The 19,416-nt window shown below is 49.1% G+C and carries 17 protein-coding genes; 4 read left to right on the top strand and 13 right to left on the bottom strand.

Going from position 1 to position 19,416, the window contains the following annotated elements; translation table 11 throughout:
• Positions 1–6: 6 nt before the first annotated feature.
• On the bottom strand, positions 7–516 hold the full coding sequence (locus METTU_RS21250) for a SixA phosphatase family protein (protein WP_006894120.1): 510 nt from the start codon (positions 514–516) through the stop codon (positions 7–9).
• A 262-nt stretch (positions 517–778) separates the two neighbouring features.
• On the opposite strand from METTU_RS21250, the gene METTU_RS21245 reads away from it, so the two are divergent.
• The 3 genes from METTU_RS21245 (at position 779) to METTU_RS21230 (ending at position 4,482) form a co-directional block, all read left to right on the top strand.
• Positions 779–1,045: a hypothetical protein gene (locus METTU_RS21245; RefSeq protein ID WP_050897831.1), complete on the top strand. Its 267-nt coding sequence runs from the start codon at positions 779–781 to the stop codon at positions 1,043–1,045.
• A gap of 177 nt (positions 1,046–1,222) precedes the next feature.
• Entirely contained in the window at positions 1,223–3,370 is a 2,148-nt protein-coding gene (locus tag METTU_RS21240; RefSeq protein ID WP_006894118.1) for a dihydrolipoyl dehydrogenase family protein, read from the top strand.
• A 428-nt stretch (positions 3,371–3,798) separates the two neighbouring features.
• Positions 3,799–4,482 (top strand): metallophosphoesterase family protein, encoded by a 684-nt coding sequence (locus METTU_RS21230; RefSeq protein WP_006894117.1) that lies wholly within the window; start codon positions 3,799–3,801, stop codon positions 4,480–4,482.
• Between the two features lie 234 nt (positions 4,483–4,716).
• Here the strand turns inward: METTU_RS21230 and METTU_RS21225 are convergent, their stop codons facing one another.
• The 12 genes from METTU_RS21225 to smpB form a co-directional block, all read right to left on the bottom strand.
• Positions 4,717–6,303: an ABC-F family ATPase gene (locus METTU_RS21225; protein WP_006894116.1), complete on the bottom strand. Its 1,587-nt coding sequence runs from the start codon at positions 6,301–6,303 to the stop codon at positions 4,717–4,719.
• Between the two features lie 189 nt (positions 6,304–6,492).
• The gene (locus METTU_RS21220; RefSeq protein WP_006894115.1) at positions 6,493–7,029 is read right to left on the bottom strand and encodes a YaeQ family protein; all 537 of its coding nucleotides are present in this window, start codon (positions 7,027–7,029) and stop codon (positions 6,493–6,495) included.
• 65 nt (positions 7,030–7,094) lie between these two features.
• The gene (locus tag METTU_RS21215) at positions 7,095–7,568 is read right to left on the bottom strand and encodes a LabA-like NYN domain-containing protein (RefSeq protein WP_006894114.1); all 474 of its coding nucleotides are present in this window, start codon (positions 7,566–7,568) and stop codon (positions 7,095–7,097) included.
• 4 nt (positions 7,569–7,572) lie between these two features.
• Positions 7,573–7,884 carry a pyrimidine/purine nucleoside phosphorylase gene (ppnP, locus tag METTU_RS21210; RefSeq protein WP_006894113.1) on the bottom strand — a complete coding sequence of 104 codons (312 nt, stop codon included), beginning with the start codon at positions 7,882–7,884 and terminating at the stop codon, positions 7,573–7,575.
• Between the two features lie 166 nt (positions 7,885–8,050).
• Positions 8,051–10,579 (bottom strand): hypothetical protein, encoded by a 2,529-nt coding sequence (locus METTU_RS21205; protein WP_006894112.1) that lies wholly within the window; start codon positions 10,577–10,579, stop codon positions 8,051–8,053.
• A 180-nt stretch (positions 10,580–10,759) separates the two neighbouring features.
• Positions 10,760–12,118, bottom strand: a complete 1,359-nt coding sequence (locus tag METTU_RS21200) for an IS1182 family transposase (RefSeq protein ID WP_006889238.1) — start codon at positions 12,116–12,118, stop codon at positions 10,760–10,762.
• Between the two features lie 31 nt (positions 12,119–12,149).
• Entirely contained in the window at positions 12,150–14,210 is a 2,061-nt protein-coding gene (locus METTU_RS21195; RefSeq protein WP_006894111.1) for a hypothetical protein, read from the bottom strand.
• Positions 14,211–14,501: 291 nt separating this feature from the next.
• The gene (gene mnmM, locus METTU_RS21190; RefSeq protein ID WP_006894110.1) at positions 14,502–15,077 is read right to left on the bottom strand and encodes a tRNA 5-(aminomethyl)-2-thiouridylate-methyltransferase MnmM; all 576 of its coding nucleotides are present in this window, start codon (positions 15,075–15,077) and stop codon (positions 14,502–14,504) included.
• The gene (locus METTU_RS21185) at positions 15,055–16,116 is read right to left on the bottom strand and encodes an NAD(P)/FAD-dependent oxidoreductase (RefSeq protein WP_006894109.1); all 1,062 of its coding nucleotides are present in this window, start codon (positions 16,114–16,116) and stop codon (positions 15,055–15,057) included. Before METTU_RS21185 ends, mnmM begins: the two co-directional genes overlap by 23 nt.
• A gap of 230 nt (positions 16,117–16,346) precedes the next feature.
• Complete coding sequence (locus METTU_RS21180) at positions 16,347–16,724, bottom strand: HopJ type III effector protein (RefSeq protein ID WP_006894108.1); 378 nt, start codon at positions 16,722–16,724, stop codon at positions 16,347–16,349.
• A gap of 24 nt (positions 16,725–16,748) precedes the next feature.
• A complete protein-coding gene (locus METTU_RS21175; RefSeq protein ID WP_006894107.1) occupies positions 16,749–17,315 on the bottom strand; it encodes a hydrolase in 567 nt (188 codons plus the stop codon).
• Between the two features lie 98 nt (positions 17,316–17,413).
• A complete protein-coding gene (gene smpB, locus METTU_RS21170) occupies positions 17,414–17,899 on the bottom strand; it encodes an SsrA-binding protein SmpB (protein WP_006894106.1) in 486 nt (161 codons plus the stop codon).
• Between the two features lie 154 nt (positions 17,900–18,053).
• On the opposite strand from smpB, the gene METTU_RS21165 reads away from it, so the two are divergent.
• Positions 18,054–19,415, top strand: coding sequence for a sodium-dependent transporter (locus tag METTU_RS21165; RefSeq protein WP_006894105.1), 1,362 nt, complete (start codon positions 18,054–18,056; stop codon positions 19,413–19,415).
• Position 19,416 lies beyond the last annotated feature (1 nt).

Genomic DNA, 19,416 nt, shown 5'->3' with positions numbered 1-19,416 from the left:
TTTTTGTTATTCAGGCAAGCTGTCCGGGCGAATCAGCGTGACTAATTTGGCGCAGCCTTCGGTCAGTTCTGTCCAGTCGCCTTTAAAGGTGAGTTGGGCTAAAGCGGCGGTAGACAGGCATTTTCCGTTAGCCGATAACGGAACCGAATGGGGAATTAGTTTTAACAACAAGTCTTCCAGGCCGGGATTATGCCCGACCAACAGTACCCGCCGTCCATGACAACTGGTTTTTAATACAGTCAGTAAGGTTAAAGCATTCGCTTCATAAATGCGCGGATCGCAGACGATAGCCGATTCATCTATGTCTAACTGTCGACAAACCCGTTGCGCTGTCGCCAAGGCGCGTGTCGCCGGAGAGCTGAGTATGGTGTCGGGTATCAAATGCTGCTCATGCAACCAACGGCCTACCTGCTTGGCAGCGCGCCGACCGCGTTTTTTTAAGGGACGGGAAAAATCATCCATATCAACTGCCCAATCCGACTTGGCATGTCGTAATAATAAAAGTTCGTGAGTCATAAAATATTTCTGTCAATGGGGCGATTTTCGGGCGCGTGTATACTGTAATACTATAACAGTTAATTTTGACAATTCTATTAAAAACGAAAGTAAAAAAACACCTGAAACGCAGGTAACGCAAGGCATTCGGCGTGTTAGTGGTCGGGGCTGATCGGTGGTACTACTTATTGATTGAAAGGGCTGGTTTCTCTATGCTACAAATGGTTATGCAATATCAACTGGTTTTTTAAGTTAATGAATGAGCGATAAATTGGGGTGTGTCATGTCAATAAAAGAAGATTTTGAAAAATTATTAGATAAGTTGCAAGTCGAACGCGATGAAATCAATTTAAAACTGCATCTGGCTTCGATGGAAGCCAGGCAAGAATTTGAAGATGCCGAAAAAGAATGGGGCCATTTAAAAATCAAGGCCGCTGAAATAGCGGATGAGTCGGTGGAAACTTCCGAAGAGTTTATAGCCAAGGCCAAAATAGTCGGTGAAGAGCTTAAAAAGACTTACTACCGAATTGCCAAGCGCTTGGCGGATTAAATTTTATCTCTGCGCATATAAGCTCGAGCACTCTCTTGCATTCTCTTGGTTTAGGGAGTGTTTGTTTGGGTTTTTTGCGGAGCATCAAATTGGTAGTTTATTTTTTGGCTGCTACAGATAAAACAGGGCTACGGGAAATTCCTGCTAACATGCTTGCTAATTGGCAAGGAGAATATTATGAATTTTTCACGTTGGGCGTTGTTAGCTGTCATTGTCACCCTGATCGCGGCGTTTTTTATTTTTGACCTGCAATACTATTTAACGCTCGAAACACTTAAGGCCCAGCAAGCGGCTATCGAAACTTATCGCAGTAATCATCCCGGTCTTGCGGTTGCTGTATATGCGTTGATTTATATCGCGGTGACCGGATTATCTTTACCGGGCGCCGCAATTCTTACGCTGGCCGGCGGCGCCGTTTTCGGTTTGCTGTGGGGAACGTTGATTGTCTCGTTTGCCTCCACCATCGGTGCAACACTGGCTTTTCTGGCGGCGCGTTTCTTGTTTCGCGATGCGGTTAAAGCCCGTTTCGGCGATCGCCTGAATATTATTAATAAAGGCATGGACAGGGATGGCGCGCTGTATCTGTTTACCTTGAGATTGGTGCCGATATTCCCTTTCTTTGTTATTAACCTGGTTATGGGCTTAACAACCCTGAAAACACAAACGTTCTATTGGGTCAGCCAGATTGGCATGTTGGCCGGTACGGTAGTTTATGTGAATGCAGGGACTCAGCTGGGCAGGCTGGAGTCATTGTCGGGTATTTTGTCACCCGGATTGATCGGCTCTTTTGCGTTATTGGGCATTTTTCCGTTACTGACTAATAAAATCGTCGAAGCCATCAAGGCAAACAAAATTTATGCGCAATGGATAAAGCCATCGCGCTTTGACAATAACATCGTGGTGATAGGCGCAGGTTCAGGCGGCTTGGTGACCGCCTACATCGCCGCAGCCGTCAAAGCCAAAGTCACCTTGATTGAAAAACATAAAATGGGCGGCGATTGCCTGAACACCGGTTGCGTACCGTCTAAAGCCTTGATCCGCTCGGCCAGGCTGTTGGCCCAAATGCGCAGGTCTGCCGATTTCGGCATCAAAAAAACCGATGTCGAAGTGGATTTCGCCGCTGTTATGAACCGGGTGCAAGCGGTTATTACAACCGTCGAGCCGCATGATTCCGTGCAACGTTACACAGAGCTTGGCGTGGACGTTATCGAAGGTGAAGCGAAGATTATTTCACCCTGGGAAGTGCAGGTGACGACGGCGGGAGCAACCCGCATTATCACCACGCGCTCCATCGTTATTGCCGCCGGTTCGCGTCCGTTTGTGCCGCCGATTGCAGGCATTGAGGGCAGCGATTATCTAACCTCCGATACTATTTGGGCGTTGCGAGAACTGCCCGGACGGTTGATCGTGTTGGGCGGCGGACCTATCGGCTGTGAATTGGCACAAAGCTTTGCCCGTTTAGGCAGTCAGGTGACCCAAATCGAAATGTTGCCGCGCTTATTAATTCGGGAAGACGCCGAAGTCTCCGAGGCTGTCGTGGCGAAGTTCCGTCTGGAAGGCATTAATGTACTCGTCGATCATACTGCCAAAGGATTTGTTATCGAAAACGGTGAAAAAATCCTGCTTGCCGAGCATGACGGTAAAGAGCTGCGTATTCCCTTCGACCAGGTATTGCTGGCTATCGGCCGGGTTGCCAATATCCAGGGATATGGCCTGGAACAGCTGGGTGTTGAAACCTCGCCCGGCCGCACCATTGAAATTAATGAATTCCAGCAGACCAATTACCCGAACATTTTTGCCTGCGGCGATGTATCCGGCCCGTTTCAATTTACGCATGTCGCCGCTCATCAGGCCTGGTATGCGGCGGTGAATGCATTGTTCGGCAGCTTCATAAAATTTCGCACCGATTACTCGGTGATTCCCTGGGCTACCTTTACCGATCCTGAAGTTGCGCGGGTCGGTCTTAATGAACAGGAGGCGAAAGCAAAAGGCATTGCCTGTGAAGTCAGCACCTATCATATTGACGATCTTGATCGCGCTATTGCAGACGGCGTAGCGCACGGCTTCGTTAAAGTATTAACTTCGCCGGGCAAGGACCGGATTCTCGGTGTGACTATCGTTGGCGAACAGGCCGGTGATTTGATCGCCGAGTTCGTGCTGGCGATGAAGCACAATATCGGTCTGAATAAGTTGCTGGGCACCATCCATATTTATCCAACTCTGGCCGAGGCCAATAAATATGTAGCCGGAGTCTGGAAGCGCAACCATGCGCCGAAAGGCTTGTTGTGGTGCGTCGTGCGTTATCACGACTGGTGCAGAGGGTGACGTTCGAAAGTCCGTATATTCAATCAATAAAATGCATTCACCACGAAGACACGAAGGACACGAAGGACACGAAGGACACGAAGAAAAGCAAGACGCATCATTTCCACGCTCCGGCGCTCATTGTTATACACAAGTGTCTAAGCTACACCGTCATTCCTGCCGGGATGACGTGCTTTAAAAATACTTATGCACAACAATGAGCGCTTCGAAGTGGGAATGTAGATATTGGAGGGGCAAATATCTGTCCAAGTCGTTCGTGTCTTCGTGGTTTTATGTTTATCAACTCACCCCGCATTTAATAGCTTGATATTAATCAAGGCGACTTTTGTCTATAATCGAGAGAAATTTTAAGCCCGCGCGGAGCAACGAAAATAGAACGTTGTTATTTTCAGCATTAGTGTCAGGTTCCAGTTAACAGGAGTAACAATTTGAACCCAAAGAACAAGATTTTATTTGCAGGCGATCCGCATGGAGATTTCAAACCGCTGATAGCGGCGGTGCATGAATATAAACCCGAAGCCGTTGTTTTGCTGGGCGATTACGACCTGGAAATGCCCTTGGAAAGTTGTTTGCAGGAAATTGTCGGTTTAACCAAAATTTGGTGGATTGCGGGGAATCATGATTTTGAAACGCCCGGCAAATATAAAAATCTGTTTCATTCGGCCCTGGCCGATAACGGTTTGCACTTGAAAGTCACGGAAATAGCGGGACTGAGAATTGCCGGTTTAGGCGGGATTTTTCTTGGCCGGGTCTGGTATCCGCCGCAGCAGCCTAAATGGCGGGATAAACAGCATTATCTGTATAACCAGCCTATCAATCTAAGGCATACGGCCATGTCGTTAAAATACAAGGGGGCGATTTGGCATGATGAGTTTGAGGCATTAAAGGCGCTGAAAGCGGATATTTTGGTGACCCACGAAGCGCCGGGATCTCATCGGCACGGGTTTGATGTGATTGGTGAGCTGGCTGCCGCGATGGGCGTAAAAAATATCTTTCACGGCCATTTGCACGAAAATTATACCGGCTTTGTTAAAAACAATATCAAGGTAGTCGGCGTGGCGAACAGGGCCATCGCCGATTTGGTGGGTAATACGTTAAGGAATGGAAATTAATCGGATAACTCAGCGCCAAACGGAATGGAACGCAGATGAGTATGATGAACGCAGATATATTGTTTGCAGTTCAAAATTCGCTTTTTTGAATTTCCTCACCCCAACCCTCTCCAGCAGGAGAGGGAGCCACGGTGTCGAATTTTGCTGTGTAATTTAAAAAATCTTATTAAATCTTAATTAATCGGCGTCATCAGCGTTCTATTTTTGGCTTTCTGAGCGCTCTTAATTTCTGATCTACGCCTGACTGCTTAAGTAATCTTCATAATTACCGCTGAAATCAACAACACCGGTCGGGGTTAGTTCGATAATCCTGGTCGCCAGCGATGACACAAACTCCCGGTCATGACTGACGAATATCAAGGTGCCGGGATAATTTTCCAGCGCGGTATTCAGCGATTCAATCGATTCCATGTCCAAATGGTTGGTCGGCTCGTCCAACACCATGATGTTGTTTTTTTGCAGGATCAGCTTGCCGAACAGCATGCGGCCTTGTTCTCCGCCGGAGATGACTTTAACGGATTTGTTGATGTCGTCCGCACTGAACAATAGTCGTCCCAAAGTGCCGCGTATGGCTTGGTCGTCGTCCGATTCCTTGCGCCATTGACTCATCCACTCGATAAGCGTGGTATCTTCGGCAAAGTCTTCGGCATGATCCTGGGCAAAATAACCTACTTCCGAGTTTTCCGACCACTTAACCGCACCGGCGTCCGGCGTTAAATCGCCGACCAGTGTGCGTAGCAAAGTTGATTTACCGATACCGTTAGGGCCCAAAACAGCAACACGCTCACCGACGGGAATCATCAGGTTCAGGTCTTTGAATAAGGGCTGCTCGCCATAACCCTTGGTCAATCCCTCAATTTCCAGCGCCAAGCGGTGCAGCTTTTTAGTCTGGTCGAAGCGGATAAACGGGTTAACCCGGCTTGAAGGCTTGACTTCATCCAGTTTGATTTTATCCAGCTGTTTAGCCCGCGAGGTGGCCTGTTTGGCCTTGGACGCATTCGCCGAGAAGCGGCTGACGAAGGTTTGCAGTTCGGCAATCTGGGCTTTTTTCTTGGCGTTTCCGGCCAGCAGGCGTTCGCGAACTTCGGTAACCGCGATCATGTAGTCGTCATAGTTGCCGGGATAAACGCGCAACTCGCCATAGTCCATGTCGGCCATGTGGGTGCAGATGCTGTTTAAAAAGTGACGGTCATGCGAGATGATAATCATCGTGCAATTACGTTGGTTCAGGATGTCTTCAAGCCAGCGTATGGTGTTGATGTCCAGGTTGTTGGTCGGCTCATCAAGCAACATGATGTCGGGATTGGAAAACAAGGCCTGTGCGAGCAATACGCGCAGCTTCCAGCCCGGCGCAACGGCGCTCATCGGGCCGTTATGCTGCTCCAGCGGAATGTCCAGGCCCAACAACAGCTCGCCGGCCCTGGCTTCGGCGGTATAGCCGTTGAATTCGGCGAACACCGACTCAAGCTCGGCGGCGCGCATGTAGTCGTCTTCGGTCGCTTCCATGTTGGCGTAGATGGCGTCGCGTTCGGACATGGCTGCCCACATCTCGGCGTGGCCCATCAGCACTACGTCAAGGACGCGTTGGTCTTCATAGGCGAATTGATCCTGGCGCAAGTTACCCAGACGCTCATTGGGGCTGATGCTGACGTTGCCCGCCGAGGGTTCCAAATCGCCGCTCAATATTTTCATGAAGGTCGACTTGCCGCAGCCGTTCGCGCCGATCAGGCCGTAACGGTTGCCGTCGCCGAATTTGACCGAGACGTTTTCAAACAGGGGTTTAGCCCCGAACTGCATGGTGATGTTAGCTGTAGAGATCAAGTTTTTGTTCCGAAGATTAAGGGTAAAAAGATATTAAAGGTAAAAGGAAAAATAGAACGCGGATACCAAAAGTAGGCGCCTCTAGGTGACGCTGATAAATATGATAAACGCAGATAATTAAAGAAAAATCTTATTTTAATCATAACCATCAGCGTCATCCGCGTTCCATTGTTTTTGATGACGCTTGAGTTAATTAAGCCAGGCCTCAGGCACTATATTGGCCGTGTGTTGATCGTCGCTGACCCAAATCTGTCCGTCCTGGATGCTGATTTGCAATTGCATGGTGCGCTTTACCATCGGTGCGAGTTGGTCGGTCGCTTCCTTGGGCAGGTTAATAACCGTCAGGTTTTTAAAGCGTTCCAGCTTATGGTGAAGCTGGTTCCACCAGACGCTATTGCGCCCGCCATAGGTGTAGATGATGACTTTATCGGCGCGATTAGACGCTTTGCGGATGCGTTTGTCATCGGGCATGCCGACATCAATCCACAGCTCAATATCGTCGGTCAGGCTTTTTTGCCAGAGCTCGGGTTCATCATCGGTACTCAGACCTTTAGTGAATTGCAGGTGTTCATGGGCATTGATTACAAAAGCCAGCAGACGCGTCATCATGCGCTCTTCGGTTTCCGAAGGGTGCAGGGCAATGGTCAGGTGATGCGATTGATAATAGCCTCTGTCCATGTCTGAAATCTGACAGTCGGCTTTATAGATGGTTGACTTAAGCGCCATTGAGCGATTTTTTACGGCTTTGAAAAATAAAGCCGTATTCTAACAGATTTTAGCCTTCGAGTGTTCTACAGTAACAGCTTATCGTCTATGGCTATAAAACGGCCGGCCGAATTAATCAGCGAGGGCGCGGTCAATGCCGGTACGCCGTACACTTCCGTCGTTACGCCGTAAATGTTTCGAGCCTTGTCCAATAACAGGTCGAAGTCGCCGTCGCCGGATAACAAAATAATCACATCGACCTTGGCCGCATAGTCGATCGCATCCAGCGTAATGCCCACGTCCCAATCGCCTTTTGCGGAACCGTCGCTACGCTGGATGTAAGGCTTTAGCTTGACTTCAAAGCCGATATTCCTGAGTACCTGTTGAAATCCCTGCTGCTTGCAGTCGCCCTTATCGATGGCATAAGCAAACGCTGCGATCACTTCTCTGTCCGCGGTCGCCTGCGACCAGAATGCAGTGTAGTTAAAATGCCGCCGGTAACTTTGCTTGGTGGTGTAATAGATATTCTGCACATCGACAAAGATGGCGACTTTTTCCATGTCGTTATTTGATGAATGAACAGCAATAATCGCTAGGGGTTTTAACTTTCATGGTGAATGCCGCATTGGCGGGCACATTGAAAGATTCGCCGCCTTTGATGCTTTGCCATTCAGCGCCGGGCAATAAAACATCCAGTTCGCCGTCGATGATTTCCATGAGTTCAGGGTCGGCGGTGTTGAAGGTGTATTCGCCGGGCAACATGAAGCCCAGGGTTTTTGATGAACCGTCTGCGAACTTGATAGTCCGGCTGCTGACATTGCCGCCGAAGTAAACGTTGGCTTTTTTGACGATGGTTACGTTATTGAATTCTGACATGGGTTTCCTTTATGGAGAATGGGTAATAAGGCGCGCAATGATACCAGATTGGCTTGATTTAGTCAGACAACATGGAAAACAGCTATCAACCGACAATGCTTCAACATCGGAATTCTGTGGGATGTATCTTCACTTCATTCAAGCAGTTTTGCTAGCTAATGCTTTGTTAGTTGCTCCATTCAGTTCCATGAAGGAATATTCTGTTAGGCGCATCATTGCCAAAAAGGTTCTTCTTCCTGTGTCCTTCCCAGCGTTCGTACCGATTTTTGAGGCTTCCCGATGTATTCTGTCCGTAAGTGGTTATTAGTGGGAGCAACTGTGGATACTCGTTGCTCCAAACGGCAAACCGACCATCGACAATCTTGTTGAAGAGTACCGCGCTACGCCAGAAATCGTTTGGTTCTGCTGTCTCGCACATCTTTTCAAACCAATGCCTCGCCCAACAATTGCGCTCATAGGCATATTTTGCCGCCTTGTACGCCAATCCAATCAAACCTGAGTTGTTTTCGTAGCGTGACAGAACCTCTGAGTTGAACTCGCTGGCGTCTGAGAAGCCTGCTACCATGATGCCACGGGCAATTTCTGCGGGCTCCTCGCGCATTAGCTTTGTCTGGACATACTGCACCAGAAATTCGTGCTGTCCGTTCATTAAGCTGGCAAGTACTTCCAAAAATATATCGTGATCGGTTTCGGCCTGGTCTAAACGGATGGCACGTTGTTCGTCCAGAACAGTACTCCTTCCGCCAGCCCATATTGCTATCGCGTCGAGTTCAACGCCAGCCGAACCGAACGTGAACCGAACAATTGGCTTGTTGCCCCTGACTCTTTCGAATAACGCTCTCGCCTTATCGGGCTTCTTCCCGCTCAGCGCGTGCGCAAGTAGTAGGATCAGGTTATGAACCGCAGGCAAACTTGGGGCGGGAAGCTCAATAAAAAGCGTGTACCACTCATTAGTAATATCTTCGTTTGCTGAGACTATGGCAGCAAATTCACCTAACTTCAGGCCATCAAGGATGATGGAGGCATTTGCTTTTGTCAGAGTCTTCTTGAATTCGATAAAAGCATCAAGGTTTCGTTTATGGCGTTTCTCAAAATCTCGGCTGTTTTGATTGAACCTCTGCATTGTTTCCGTTATATCCTGGCTCGGCGGCACTTTCTCGCTCAGGCTGAAGAGGTTTGGCTCATAGAGGGAGTCAGACCGTACCTCTAGTTCAATGTCAGGCGCTACTAAATCACTATCCATCCCTATCGTCTGCTTAATAGACACATTAATACGCCACGCTATTTCGAGTTTGGCATCGGAGTTCAGCATTGTTGCCGCCTGCCCATACAAGCGCGGCGAAATCCGGTCTAGCGCTTCCCGATGGTCGATCAGACCTCTTGCGGCAGCTTCCAGAAGCATAGCCGATCCGTACCATTCCTCGAGTCCATTCCCTGTCTTCACATTGGCAGCATTCCAGTCACTATGTGCAGCAATGGTCAGCATATCGTTGTCGCCACGTTGCGCGATAATGCCGAGAACTTCTGCGCGCAGGCGTCCTGAATCCACACTTACGAGTGATGCGATGTACTGGCGGGTTTCTACTGATAGTGGTGTGTTCGTTGACTTTGCCATGGTCAAGAGCAAGTATTGTCTGTATTCGTCTTGGTTCTTGCTGGCCTCGGCAAACAGCCGTTCGAAGGATGTTTCACCGAGAGGACTCATCCTATCCATCAGATCGAGAAGAATTGGCTCATCCTCCTCGATCGTTATCAGGATTTCAACTTGTTCAGTGGTACTCAGCAAAGGAAACGCCATAAGCAAAAAATACTGTGAAACAATCCAGCTATCCTGCTTCGTCAGGCTGTTCAGTGTTTCATCCGATTTTGCCTGCCGCCAGCGCGTGACCAGAGCATGCGCCTGGGTGCTTGTCAGCAACACATTATGTTTATGCAGCTCAAATAGCCCCTGACGTAGCGGAAAACCGATGCGGGTAAGAACGTTTTCCGCCAATTCCCGGTGTTTTGCGACTGCTTCGACCAGCCTGAAACGTGCCATGCACGGCCGGGTGTCGTTGAAGAAAAGGTCTTCTGATGTTTGGCTCATTACTAGCCGCAGCTTGCTTACACCGATAGTCTCATATTGCTCAGCTGTTTGATCGATATTTTCCGGCTCGGTTGACGTGGGGTCGCAAGGGTCGGTAGAACAGTAATCCTCAATACGCCTCCAGCCAGGAAAGTGCGTCCGGTCTTTCGTGAGCTCAGCAACGAGCGCTCTCGCTTCTTCATTGTCACCTGAATCACCAGTGGCGCGCAGAATTGTCACCAAAGCCCATTTCCCGCTACGGGATATGCCATTGTCACGAAGCGCTACGCAGGCCTGTAGTAAAGCCGTCCGAGTTTCTCGCCAGTCCACCCGATTCAGACTTACAAGGTGCATCAGCTCTTTATGAGGTGCCGCGTAGTCGGAATTGAGCGCCGTAGAAAAACTCCAGTTTACGAAGCTTTCTGCGAAAGATGCCAGCGGCTTGCCGGCCAATACGTATAGTCCCAAACGCGTAAGAGCATTAAAATCGCCTTCTTCTTTATGTAGACGGTTTAGGATATTGCGTTCGTCTGAAGAAAACGCATCTAGCTTCTCATCAATGGCTTGTTGGTTTTTTTCATGCTCCGCCTGTACTTTTTCGATTGGATCACGCGCAGGATGTGACTGCATACTCAGTTCTGGTGACAGAGAATACGCAGATAGCCACCATCGAACTTTACTAGGAGGCTGTCGGATTAATAGAGCGAGCCTCCCCACTTAATCACGATTAAAATTTAAAAAAGTGGTTTATTGGGATTTTTAATGCCCATAGTTCTGTTTTATGGGCAGCTCAATGCTCTTTTTCCTCTCTCACCCTCTTAATACATGCATTCTTTTTAAATTCCAGCCTATACAGACTAAATTCCATTCACTTTGGACGGATTCCAGGCCTCGAAGCTGGAATTGCCTGAATCCCTGGACGTGTTTAATGATGCCAAACACGGTTTCGACAGTAGATTTTCGCTTGCCGTAGAGTGCTTTGCCCGCTTTGGTTGTTAAGCGATGGGTCATGGCCTCAACCGGCGGTAAGGTGCTTTCGCCTATTTCCGGCTGATGCTGAAACCGGGCGTCAAGGGCTTGGTTATGGCTTTGCCGCTTTTGGGCGATGTACGGTTTTATCTTTGCATCAGCACACGCCTTTACATTGGCTTGGCTGAAGTAGCCGGTGTCGGCCAACAGGTTGTCAACACTCCCCAAGCATTCCGGGAGCTGTTCCAGTTTGGCTAAGGCCGGTTCGATTTCTTGTTTGTCGTTGGTGTGTTGGGTGATGTGATGAGCAACGATCAGGTGGGTGGCAATATCAACACTGGCTTGGGCGTTATAGGCTTGTTCAAAACCATTAGGGGTCGGCATGATGCGGGACTCTTCATCGGTCAGGCTGACTTGATCTTTACCTTGAGGCGCATCGGTAGGCGCTTGGGGGGCTTTGCCGCCCATTTTCTTGCCGGTTTCACTCAGGTGTTGTTCACGCTTAGCCTGCTTTTCGTCATACTCGGCCTTTTCTTGCGCGTAACGCGCCTTGGCACGGGCCTGGATTTCCTGTTTGGCTTTGGCAATCACTGCTAAACGGTCTTGGCGGCGTTTGAGTTCCTTGGGTACATCCATGTCTTCTGGAAGCGGGGAATTGTCGGCGGCTTCAGCCAGTTTCATCAAGGTTTCAACTTCCTGTTTGAACTGGGCTTCCAGTTGATTGGCGTAATCCCAGCTCAAGGCTTTATGCTTGCTGGCATTGGCTTTAATCTTGGTGCCGTCCAGGCTCACCGTACCCAGCTTAAGCAGCCCCAAGGTTTGTGCAAGTACCAATATCTCGACAAATAGGCTTTCGATCTCTTTGCCAAAGCGCTTGCGAAAGCTGTTGATGGTGTCGTGATCTGGGTTTTCGTTGGCGCAGATGTATTTAAAGGCCATCGAGTCATGAGTGGCTTTCTCCAGTTTGCGACTGGAAAATACGCCGGTCGCGTAACCGTAGAACAGCAACGCCAACAGCATCGCCGGATGATAGGGGCGCTTTCCTTTGCCCGCATAGACGGCTGATAGCGTCCGTAAATCCAGTTGATCGACAATCTCGACAACAAAACGGGCCATATGATCTTCAGGCAAATAATCCTGAACACACGGGGGCAGAATGTAGGGGGTATCGCGATCAATCAGGATGAATTGGGTAGCCATTTTTGTTTTTTGATTTGGTGTTTCGATAGGGTTATTTTAACACTTTTTGCACTGCTAAATCCGACAGTCTCCTAGCAATTTCCGTCCATGTGCGAGTGTTCTTACTGGCTTCGATAACGGCAAACTTTATCCAGTCAAAGTTTTGTTGGTGAGCACCGTCGAGGCATAGATCGTGCGCCGCTTCCATGAAGGCTAACGGCTTGCTCTTCGACAGTCCCACAAATACCGGGAATTTGGTTTGATCCGGGTTCTGTAAGTTAGCGAACCCTTTCACCAAGGCAGCGGCGATGTCCGGCATGTATTGATCATCATCGACTACAGCCACAGTCAGTGCTGCCAGCACAACATCGGCGGTTGAGTCTAGTGCAGCGATTGGATCGAGAAGGATAGTTAATCTTCCGTCAAGATCACGTCCATTTCGTTTTGCGGTCCTTAGCAGGTCAACTACAGAAAAACCTAATGCCAGCGTCAGTCCGTCATCCTTTAACTGATACTTTCCTGGCTCTCCTTCTACGGGATGGAAGAAGCGACCATCGGCAACTGCTGAGGTATCGGCTTCAAAGATATTGAGGTCGTCTTCCTGTTTTTCTTGAACACGCAAGAGAATCTTTTGAGCATGCTCTCGGAGCTGACGGACAAAGGTATCAACCGGTTGCGGGATCGGTGCATCCAGTTCGCTTGCACGGATATGTTCGAAGAGCAGTCGACTAACGCTGAGCTCTTCTAAGGCCACGACATTATCCTTATTAATGAGTTCAACAGCTATCCCCAATAGTCGCGGATTGAGCAGCGACTGCGCTACGGCAGTGTGAAGTGCTGCCGAGTTGATACCGTAATTTCGTAGAATTTCATCGCGCTCTGTCGATATCCATTCCGGCACATCGATTTCAATTGCTTGCACGGTTAACCGTCTTTTTATGCGATCTCGAAAATAAGGCGTACGTGCTGTGACAAATAGGCGGCCTCCCATCTGTTCCAGCAGAGCACAGGTTTTATCGATAATTTTTCCCCAGTCAGCGTTTGGTTTCTGATTGATACCGTCAATGGTAACGATAAGTCGTGGGTAACCGGTACTAGGATTTTTCTGCCAATGTAACAATCTTCTGCACCAACGCTGCCGGTTTACTTCAGTCAGTTCGTCGCCGGTTTGCTTGATGAGCTTGGTGGTCAATAGTTCTTCTATATCATTTTGCGCAGCCGTCTCTTGAAATTCATCGGGGCTGAAAATAATCATCAACGGCTTTGGGTCAAGGGCGAGCCAACTTTGCGCAATGATCCAGGATTTGCCGTAGCCTTCGCCGCCCAGCACAAAAGCGACCTTCCCGTCGGGAGGTCCGGCGAGAAATGGTTGCAGTTTGTCGGTAAGAGTCTTACGGGTCAGTGTTTTAGTTGAAGCGCTATCGCCAGGAGATAGTGGCTGACCGAATTGGTTTCGCGCACATCTTCGGTTGGAGAAGCCGTCTGTTAACCATCTGGCGTTTGCTTCCTGAGCGATAGCCGTTCCTATTGCTGGTGCATCAAGCTCTGCTTTGATTCGCTTGGCATGCTCATTGAAATCACCGTCAGCCTTGACGGCTTCGAGCGCCAATAAAGCATTCCGCCGGTCGTTATTGTTACCGATGTTCGCTTTCAGAAACGCTTCGACGCGCCGACCACCCATAGCAAGAGCCGCAGCTAAAGGAGGCAAGTCAGCTGTTGACCAATCAAGAATCAGAACGCTAATGCCCGCTTTATGTCCGTCGGCACGCACGTCATCAGCAAGTTGAGTCTTGACGGGCGATGTCGCCCCGAGAACCCATACAAGGTCGGGATACGAGTTGTTGCGGGCAAGGTCGGCAATTTTTGTGATTACTTCGGTTCGTGGGATGGGGCCGTCATAGCGTTTGCCTTCGAAGCAGATACTATCCGCGTCATAGGCATATTTTCCGTCGATTCCGAACTGTAGTCCGCTGCCAGCCAACCGAAACGGTACTCCAGTTATTTCATGTAATGCTGCGGCAATTAAGCCCTCAAAGCCTTGCTCTCCCGTTGCATTCAATTTCAGAAGTGTGAGCTTGAGACTTTTTATCTGATCGGATAATGATTGATTCATACGTTAGTTATAGTGGGGATTCAAGGTCGGACAAGTCACGTTGTCGCGAGAGCAATTACGTGACATAAAGGTTCAGTCTGTATATATGAACTAAAAAGCACATCAATCGCGAATGATACGCCTCTTGATGTCGGCAGCATCCTTCACATATTAATGGCCGCTTAAGATCGTAAGATATCGGGCATATCTTTTTGTCTAACGCTGCATCGCCGCTTGTGCTTTCGGTTTTTAGGATAAATAGTAAGTAGCCCACATAAAGTGCAACGGAATACAGGGTATCAGTAGTTGTTTTTAGCGCAGTTTGCGGATCACAAAAAGACGAGGTGCCGAGTCTTTGTGTTCGGTGCTGTAAATAGTGCTGACTTCAAATTGTTCTGTGTCCAGCTGCTCGCACCAGTTTTTAACCTGACCGGTTTCCAGATCGCCGCCTTGGTGACCGGGATAGGCGAGCAGGGTGATGATGCCTTCGACAGCTAAAATCCGGGCGGCGACAGTCAAGGCGGTCAATGTAGAATCGGTTAGCGTAATGACAGTTTTATCGCCGCCCGGCAAATAGCCCAGATTAAACATGATCACGCGGACTTTGCCGTGGTGATACGCGGGGATTTTTTCGTCCATGTCGGCATGGCTGGCGTGGATCAAAGTCAGGTATTCCGGTGAGGGTGCTTGCCGGAATTTCTCAAGAGTCGAGTCGATGGCCGCCTGTTGTATATCAAAGCCGTAAACATGGCCGGATGGACCGACTTGTTCGGCGAGGAATACGGTATCGTGACCGTTGCCTACCGTAGCATCAATGGCAATATCGCCGGGGCGGAGAATGTCCCGGATTAAGTCATGAGCTGCGTTAACCAGTGAAATGCGTTTCATAATGGCGTTGGATATTGCTGGAATGGGGTAGGGGAGCGCCGTTTAATAAAGCATCGGCGAAATGTCGGCTGTACCAAGGTATCTGTAAACTGCCTTTTGCGCCAAAGCCGTTAAAAATGGCGAGTTGCTTGTGTTGTGGATGCAGGCCGATAAACGGCTGTCTGTCCTGAGTACAAGGCCGGATATTGGCTTGGTGGTTGATCAGGTTTGCCTGAGTCAAACCGGGTGAGACTTGGTTGAGCGCATTTAGCAAGTCATTTTTGCCCTGTTCGGTAGGCTGAGTATCCAGGTTTTCCCGGTCGAAGGTTGCGCCGATTCTAATTTGATGGGCATTTAACGGGATCAGCCAGTTGCCGTAATTGAGGATTTTATCGGGCAATTCGGTCTGGTGTTGCAGCGTCAGGATTTCGCCCTTGACCGGTTGAAAAGGCAGCCAGCAAAACCAGGGGTTTTGCGTTGCCTGATAGCCTTCGCAGAAAATAATCTGCTTGGGGGCAATGTCCTGCCAGCGCAACGACGGTTGCAGCTGTATGTCCCGGTAATCGAAATCAGCCTGCCGGTAGCTGTCGTTGGCTATGAAAAACGCTTTCAGGCAACTTAATAGCGGCCGGGTTAATAAATAACCCGTTTTTTTTTGTTTCAGAAAACCGAAGGGTGTTGCGAGATTGTCGATGGCTTTGCCCGGCTGCTGTATGTCGCCAAGGTAGGCTTGATAGTCAGGGGTGCTGAGGCGTTTATGGGCGTTTGTAAATTCGCTGTCGCTACGGAAAATCCGTAGCATCGGTTTTTCACTATAAAAGTCTTGCTGGAAAAAATCGGCTAACTGTGAATAGCAGTGTTTTGCCGTCGGCAACAGCGTATCGACATCGGCGGATTTTACAAAGCGCATGCCGGTGACCGGATTGATCAGTCCTGCTGCAACCTGTGAGGCATTTTCCCGACCGTTATCGACAATGACGACTTTGCAGCCGCGTTGTATGAGTTCCCATGCCAGCAAGCTGCCCGCCAGTCCCTGGCCGATGATTAGAAAGTCGATCATAATTTATAATTCACCACGAAGGACACGAAGAAAAACAAGGCGCGCTAGTTCCCAAGCTCCAGCTTGGGAATTCGGTGCGGGAAGCTCCAGCTTCCCGTCTCACGAAGCTAGAGCTTCGTCATCTGGGTTCCCAAGCTGGAGCTTGGGAACCAGCGTATTTCTTATCTTTATGCGGTAACGCCGGAGCGTGGAAACGATAAAGAAAAACTTCGTGCCTTCGTGGTGAGTTTTTATATTTTGATGGAGATTAATGTTTTTTTGGCCGTCAACGCCACACCGTTAAAACAAATCCCCTCCCAGCCGTATTGCATGAAATTCCTGATGTTCTGGTGGCCTGTGCCGTGCGGGTCATTTAAAACATCCAGCCGGTAATAATCGCCAAACAGGTTTAACGTCTGCTGCTGGTCGAGCCGATTGAGTTGGGCAAAAGCGAAAATCTTGCAGGAGCCTTCGTTAGTACCGGCCTGATTGACTAACATCTGCTCATTCAGGCCGTTGCTGAATTCGGTGGCTTGGTAATGGTAGTTTTCAGTAATAACCGCGATGGTTTCATCAAAACTGACCGGGCTGTTATTTGTTGCTTTTTCAATAAACGATGCGAGCGACATGTGTAAGTTCAAGGTAAGCAGGGGTTAACGAAGTAATCCGGAAATACTTTTAAATTCAGGATGGGTGGAATCTTTGACCCATTCGAACAAGACCGATTCATAATTGGTAATGGTCGCGCCTTGTTGTTGCATGCGTTGCAAGGCATAGAATTTATGTTCCGCCTTGCGCGAACAGATGGCGTCTTCGACGACATGCACCTGATAGCCGAAATGCATCAATTCCAACGCGGTCTGCAATACGCAAACATGCGCTTCCTGGCCGACCAGTATGATTTGCTTGCGGTCGGTGCTGGCTACGGTGTCGGTAAAGCCTTCAGCCGCGCAACAGGAAAAACCGGTCTTGTCGAAAATCAGGGTGTCTTCCGACAATATATCGGTGATAGTCGTATCGGTAGAGCCCAAGCCTTTGGGATATTGCTCGGTTAACAACACCGGGATGCTTAACAGTCCGGCGGCTTCAACCAGACTGCGGGCGTTGGCCGTCATAAGTTCGGCGTCGCGCTCGGGCATGGCCGCTGATAATTTTCCCTGCAAATCGACGACGATCAGCAGGCTGTTTTTTACAGACAGGAGGTTAGGGTGTGTGGTCATTTTAATTTGAAGGAAAGGGTTAGGGGAAGAAGGCGAAAGGCAAAAGGCGCAAGGCAAAAGGCTAAAAAAACACATCCTTCGCCTTTTGCCTTGCGCCTTTAGCCCTTTTTCAAGATCCGTCCTTTTTCACGCTGCCAATCGCGGTCTTTTGAAGTGGCGCGCTTGTCGTGCAATTGCTTGCCTTTTGCCAGACCGATTTCCAGTTTGGCTCTGCCGTTTTTCCAGTACATCTTCAATGGAATCAACGTGTAGCCTTTGCGTTCGACCGAACCGATCAGTTTGTTGAGTTCGTGCCGATGCAGCAACAGTTTCTTGGCGCGAATAGAATCGGGATTAACATGGGTCGATGCGGATAACAGCGGTGAAATATGCGCGCCCGACAACCAGGCTTCGCCCCGTCTGATCACCACATAACTCTCTTTGAGTTGGATGCGTCCATCCCTCAGGCTTTTAACTTCCCAGCCTTCCAAAACAACCCCCGCTTCAAACCGCTCCTCAATCGAATACTCAAAAGTAGCCTGACGATTAACGGCAATGGTGGCATTTTGCTGCTTGGTGTTTTTCTTGGACTTTTTATCGGCCATAAGTGCGGGTTAGGATTTTTAAACTGACGTAAAGGAATAATTTTGCTATTTTACTCGATATTACTAACTGATGTTATGCAATAAGCGGAAAAGTTCACCACGAAACAAACATCCGTGGTGATTTTATAATTATTGAGTTTTTACAGGCACACAAATGACGGATACAAAAAAATCACAACATGGTGAATGGTCATCGCGTTTCGCATTTATTCTGGCTGCGACAGGTTCCGCAGTCGGTCTGGGTAATATCTGGAAGTTTCCCTATATTACCGGAGAAAATGGCGGCGGGGCATTTGTCATAGTCTATCTGTTGTGCGTGTTACTGATCGGCATCCCCATTATGATGGCGGAAACCATGTTGGGGCGTCGCAGCAGGCAAAACCCCATTAACACCATGATAACCTTGGTCGATGAAGCCGGAGCCGATAAAAACTGGCATTATTTAGGCTGGATGGGCGTCGCTGCCGGTTTCTTAATACTCTCTTATTACAGCGTTATTGCAGGCTGGGCTTCGGCTTACGTGTTAAAGGCCTTTACCGGCAGCTTTTTCGGCGCCGATGCAGCAGCGATAAAAGTGATTTTTGACGATTTTGTTGCCAGTCCGGCGAAGCTGCTTTTCTGGCATAGCCTGTTCATGTTGGCGACCATGCTGATCGTGGTTCGCGGCGTTAATACCGGCCTGGAGAAAGCAGTTCGTTTTTTAATGCCCAGCCTGTTTGTGCTGCTGATTCTAATGGTGGCTTATGCAATGACCACCGACACCTATGACCAGGGCGTCAAATTCTTGTTCACCCCTGATTTCAGCAAGCTGACCGGTAATGGCGTATTGACCGCCATGGGGCACGCGTTTTTTACCCTGAGCTTAGGCATGGGCGCCATCATGGTTTACGGTTCTTATTTGCCGAAAGATGTGTCGATTTCAAAAACCGTATTTTTGATTGCAGGTACCGATACCGTGGTTGCCTTATTGGCCGGCATTGCCATCTTCCCGATTGTTTTTGCCAGTGGGCTGGAACCTGCAGCCGGTCCGGGACTTATCTTTCAAACCTTGCCGATAGCGTTCGGCAACATGACCGGCGGCTGGTTTTTCGGGATTTTGTTTTTTGTGATGCTGGTTTTCGCGGCGTTGTCTTCCTCCATTTCATTGATCGAACCAGCTGTGGCGTGGTTGGTTGAAAATAAAGACATGAGCAGGGAACAAGCCTGTATCTGGTCGGGATCGATAACCTGGCTGCTGGGGTTCGGCACCATTTTTTCATTCAACGTTTGGTCCGAGTTCAAGATTTTCGACAGAACTATTTTTCAATTGCTGGATTATTTAACCGCCAATCTGATGTTGCCTATCGGCGGTTTTTGCATCGCAGTGTTCGCCGGATGGATCATGAAACAGCAGTACACCGAGCATGAGCTGGACATGCCTAACGCGCTCAGCTATCAAGCGTGGCAGATATTAATTCGCTATGTGGCTCCCGCCGCCGTGTTTCTGGTATTCCTGCATGTGGTCGGAGTTCTTTAAG

Origin of the sequence: Methylobacter tundripaludum SV96 (genome assembly GCF_000190755.2) — a bacterium.
In the GTDB taxonomy this organism is placed as follows: Bacteria; Pseudomonadota; Gammaproteobacteria; order Methylococcales; family Methylomonadaceae; genus Methylobacter_A; species Methylobacter_A tundripaludum.
This window is presented reverse-complemented; position numbering and strand designations above follow the sequence as displayed.

What these genes read in the sequence shown, in the direction of transcription:
- METTU_RS21165 (WP_006894105.1), top strand. Translation starts at nt 18,054, where the DNA reads ATGACGGATACAAAAAAATCACAACATGGTGAATGGTCATCGCGTTTC.
- ppnP (WP_006894113.1), bottom strand. Translation starts at nt 7,884, where the DNA reads ATGTCAGAATTCAATAACGTAACCATCGTCAAAAAAGCCAACGTTTAC.
- METTU_RS21180 (WP_006894108.1), bottom strand. Translation starts at nt 16,724, where the DNA reads ATGTCGCTCGCATCGTTTATTGAAAAAGCAACAAATAACAGCCCGGTC.
- METTU_RS21250 (WP_006894120.1), bottom strand. Translation starts at nt 516, where the DNA reads ATGACTCACGAACTTTTATTATTACGACATGCCAAGTCGGATTGGGCA.
- METTU_RS21195 (WP_006894111.1), bottom strand. Translation starts at nt 14,210, where the DNA reads ATGAATCAATCATTATCCGATCAGATAAAAAGTCTCAAGCTCACACTT.
- METTU_RS21200 (WP_006889238.1), bottom strand. Translation starts at nt 12,118, where the DNA reads ATGGCTACCCAATTCATCCTGATTGATCGCGATACCCCCTACATTCTG.
- smpB (WP_006894106.1), bottom strand. Translation starts at nt 17,899, where the DNA reads ATGGCCGATAAAAAGTCCAAGAAAAACACCAAGCAGCAAAATGCCACC.
- METTU_RS21185 (WP_006894109.1), bottom strand. Translation starts at nt 16,116, where the DNA reads ATGATCGACTTTCTAATCATCGGCCAGGGACTGGCGGGCAGCTTGCTG.
- METTU_RS21175 (WP_006894107.1), bottom strand. Translation starts at nt 17,315, where the DNA reads ATGACCACACACCCTAACCTCCTGTCTGTAAAAAACAGCCTGCTGATC.
- METTU_RS21205 (WP_006894112.1), bottom strand. Translation starts at nt 10,579, where the DNA reads ATGCAGTCACATCCTGCGCGTGATCCAATCGAAAAAGTACAGGCGGAG.
- METTU_RS21220 (WP_006894115.1), bottom strand. Translation starts at nt 7,029, where the DNA reads ATGGCGCTTAAGTCAACCATCTATAAAGCCGACTGTCAGATTTCAGAC.
- mnmM (WP_006894110.1), bottom strand. Translation starts at nt 15,077, where the DNA reads ATGAAACGCATTTCACTGGTTAACGCAGCTCATGACTTAATCCGGGAC.
- METTU_RS21245 (WP_050897831.1), top strand. Translation starts at nt 779, where the DNA reads ATGTCAATAAAAGAAGATTTTGAAAAATTATTAGATAAGTTGCAAGTC.
- METTU_RS21240 (WP_006894118.1), top strand. Translation starts at nt 1,223, where the DNA reads ATGAATTTTTCACGTTGGGCGTTGTTAGCTGTCATTGTCACCCTGATC.
- METTU_RS21215 (WP_006894114.1), bottom strand. Translation starts at nt 7,568, where the DNA reads ATGGAAAAAGTCGCCATCTTTGTCGATGTGCAGAATATCTATTACACC.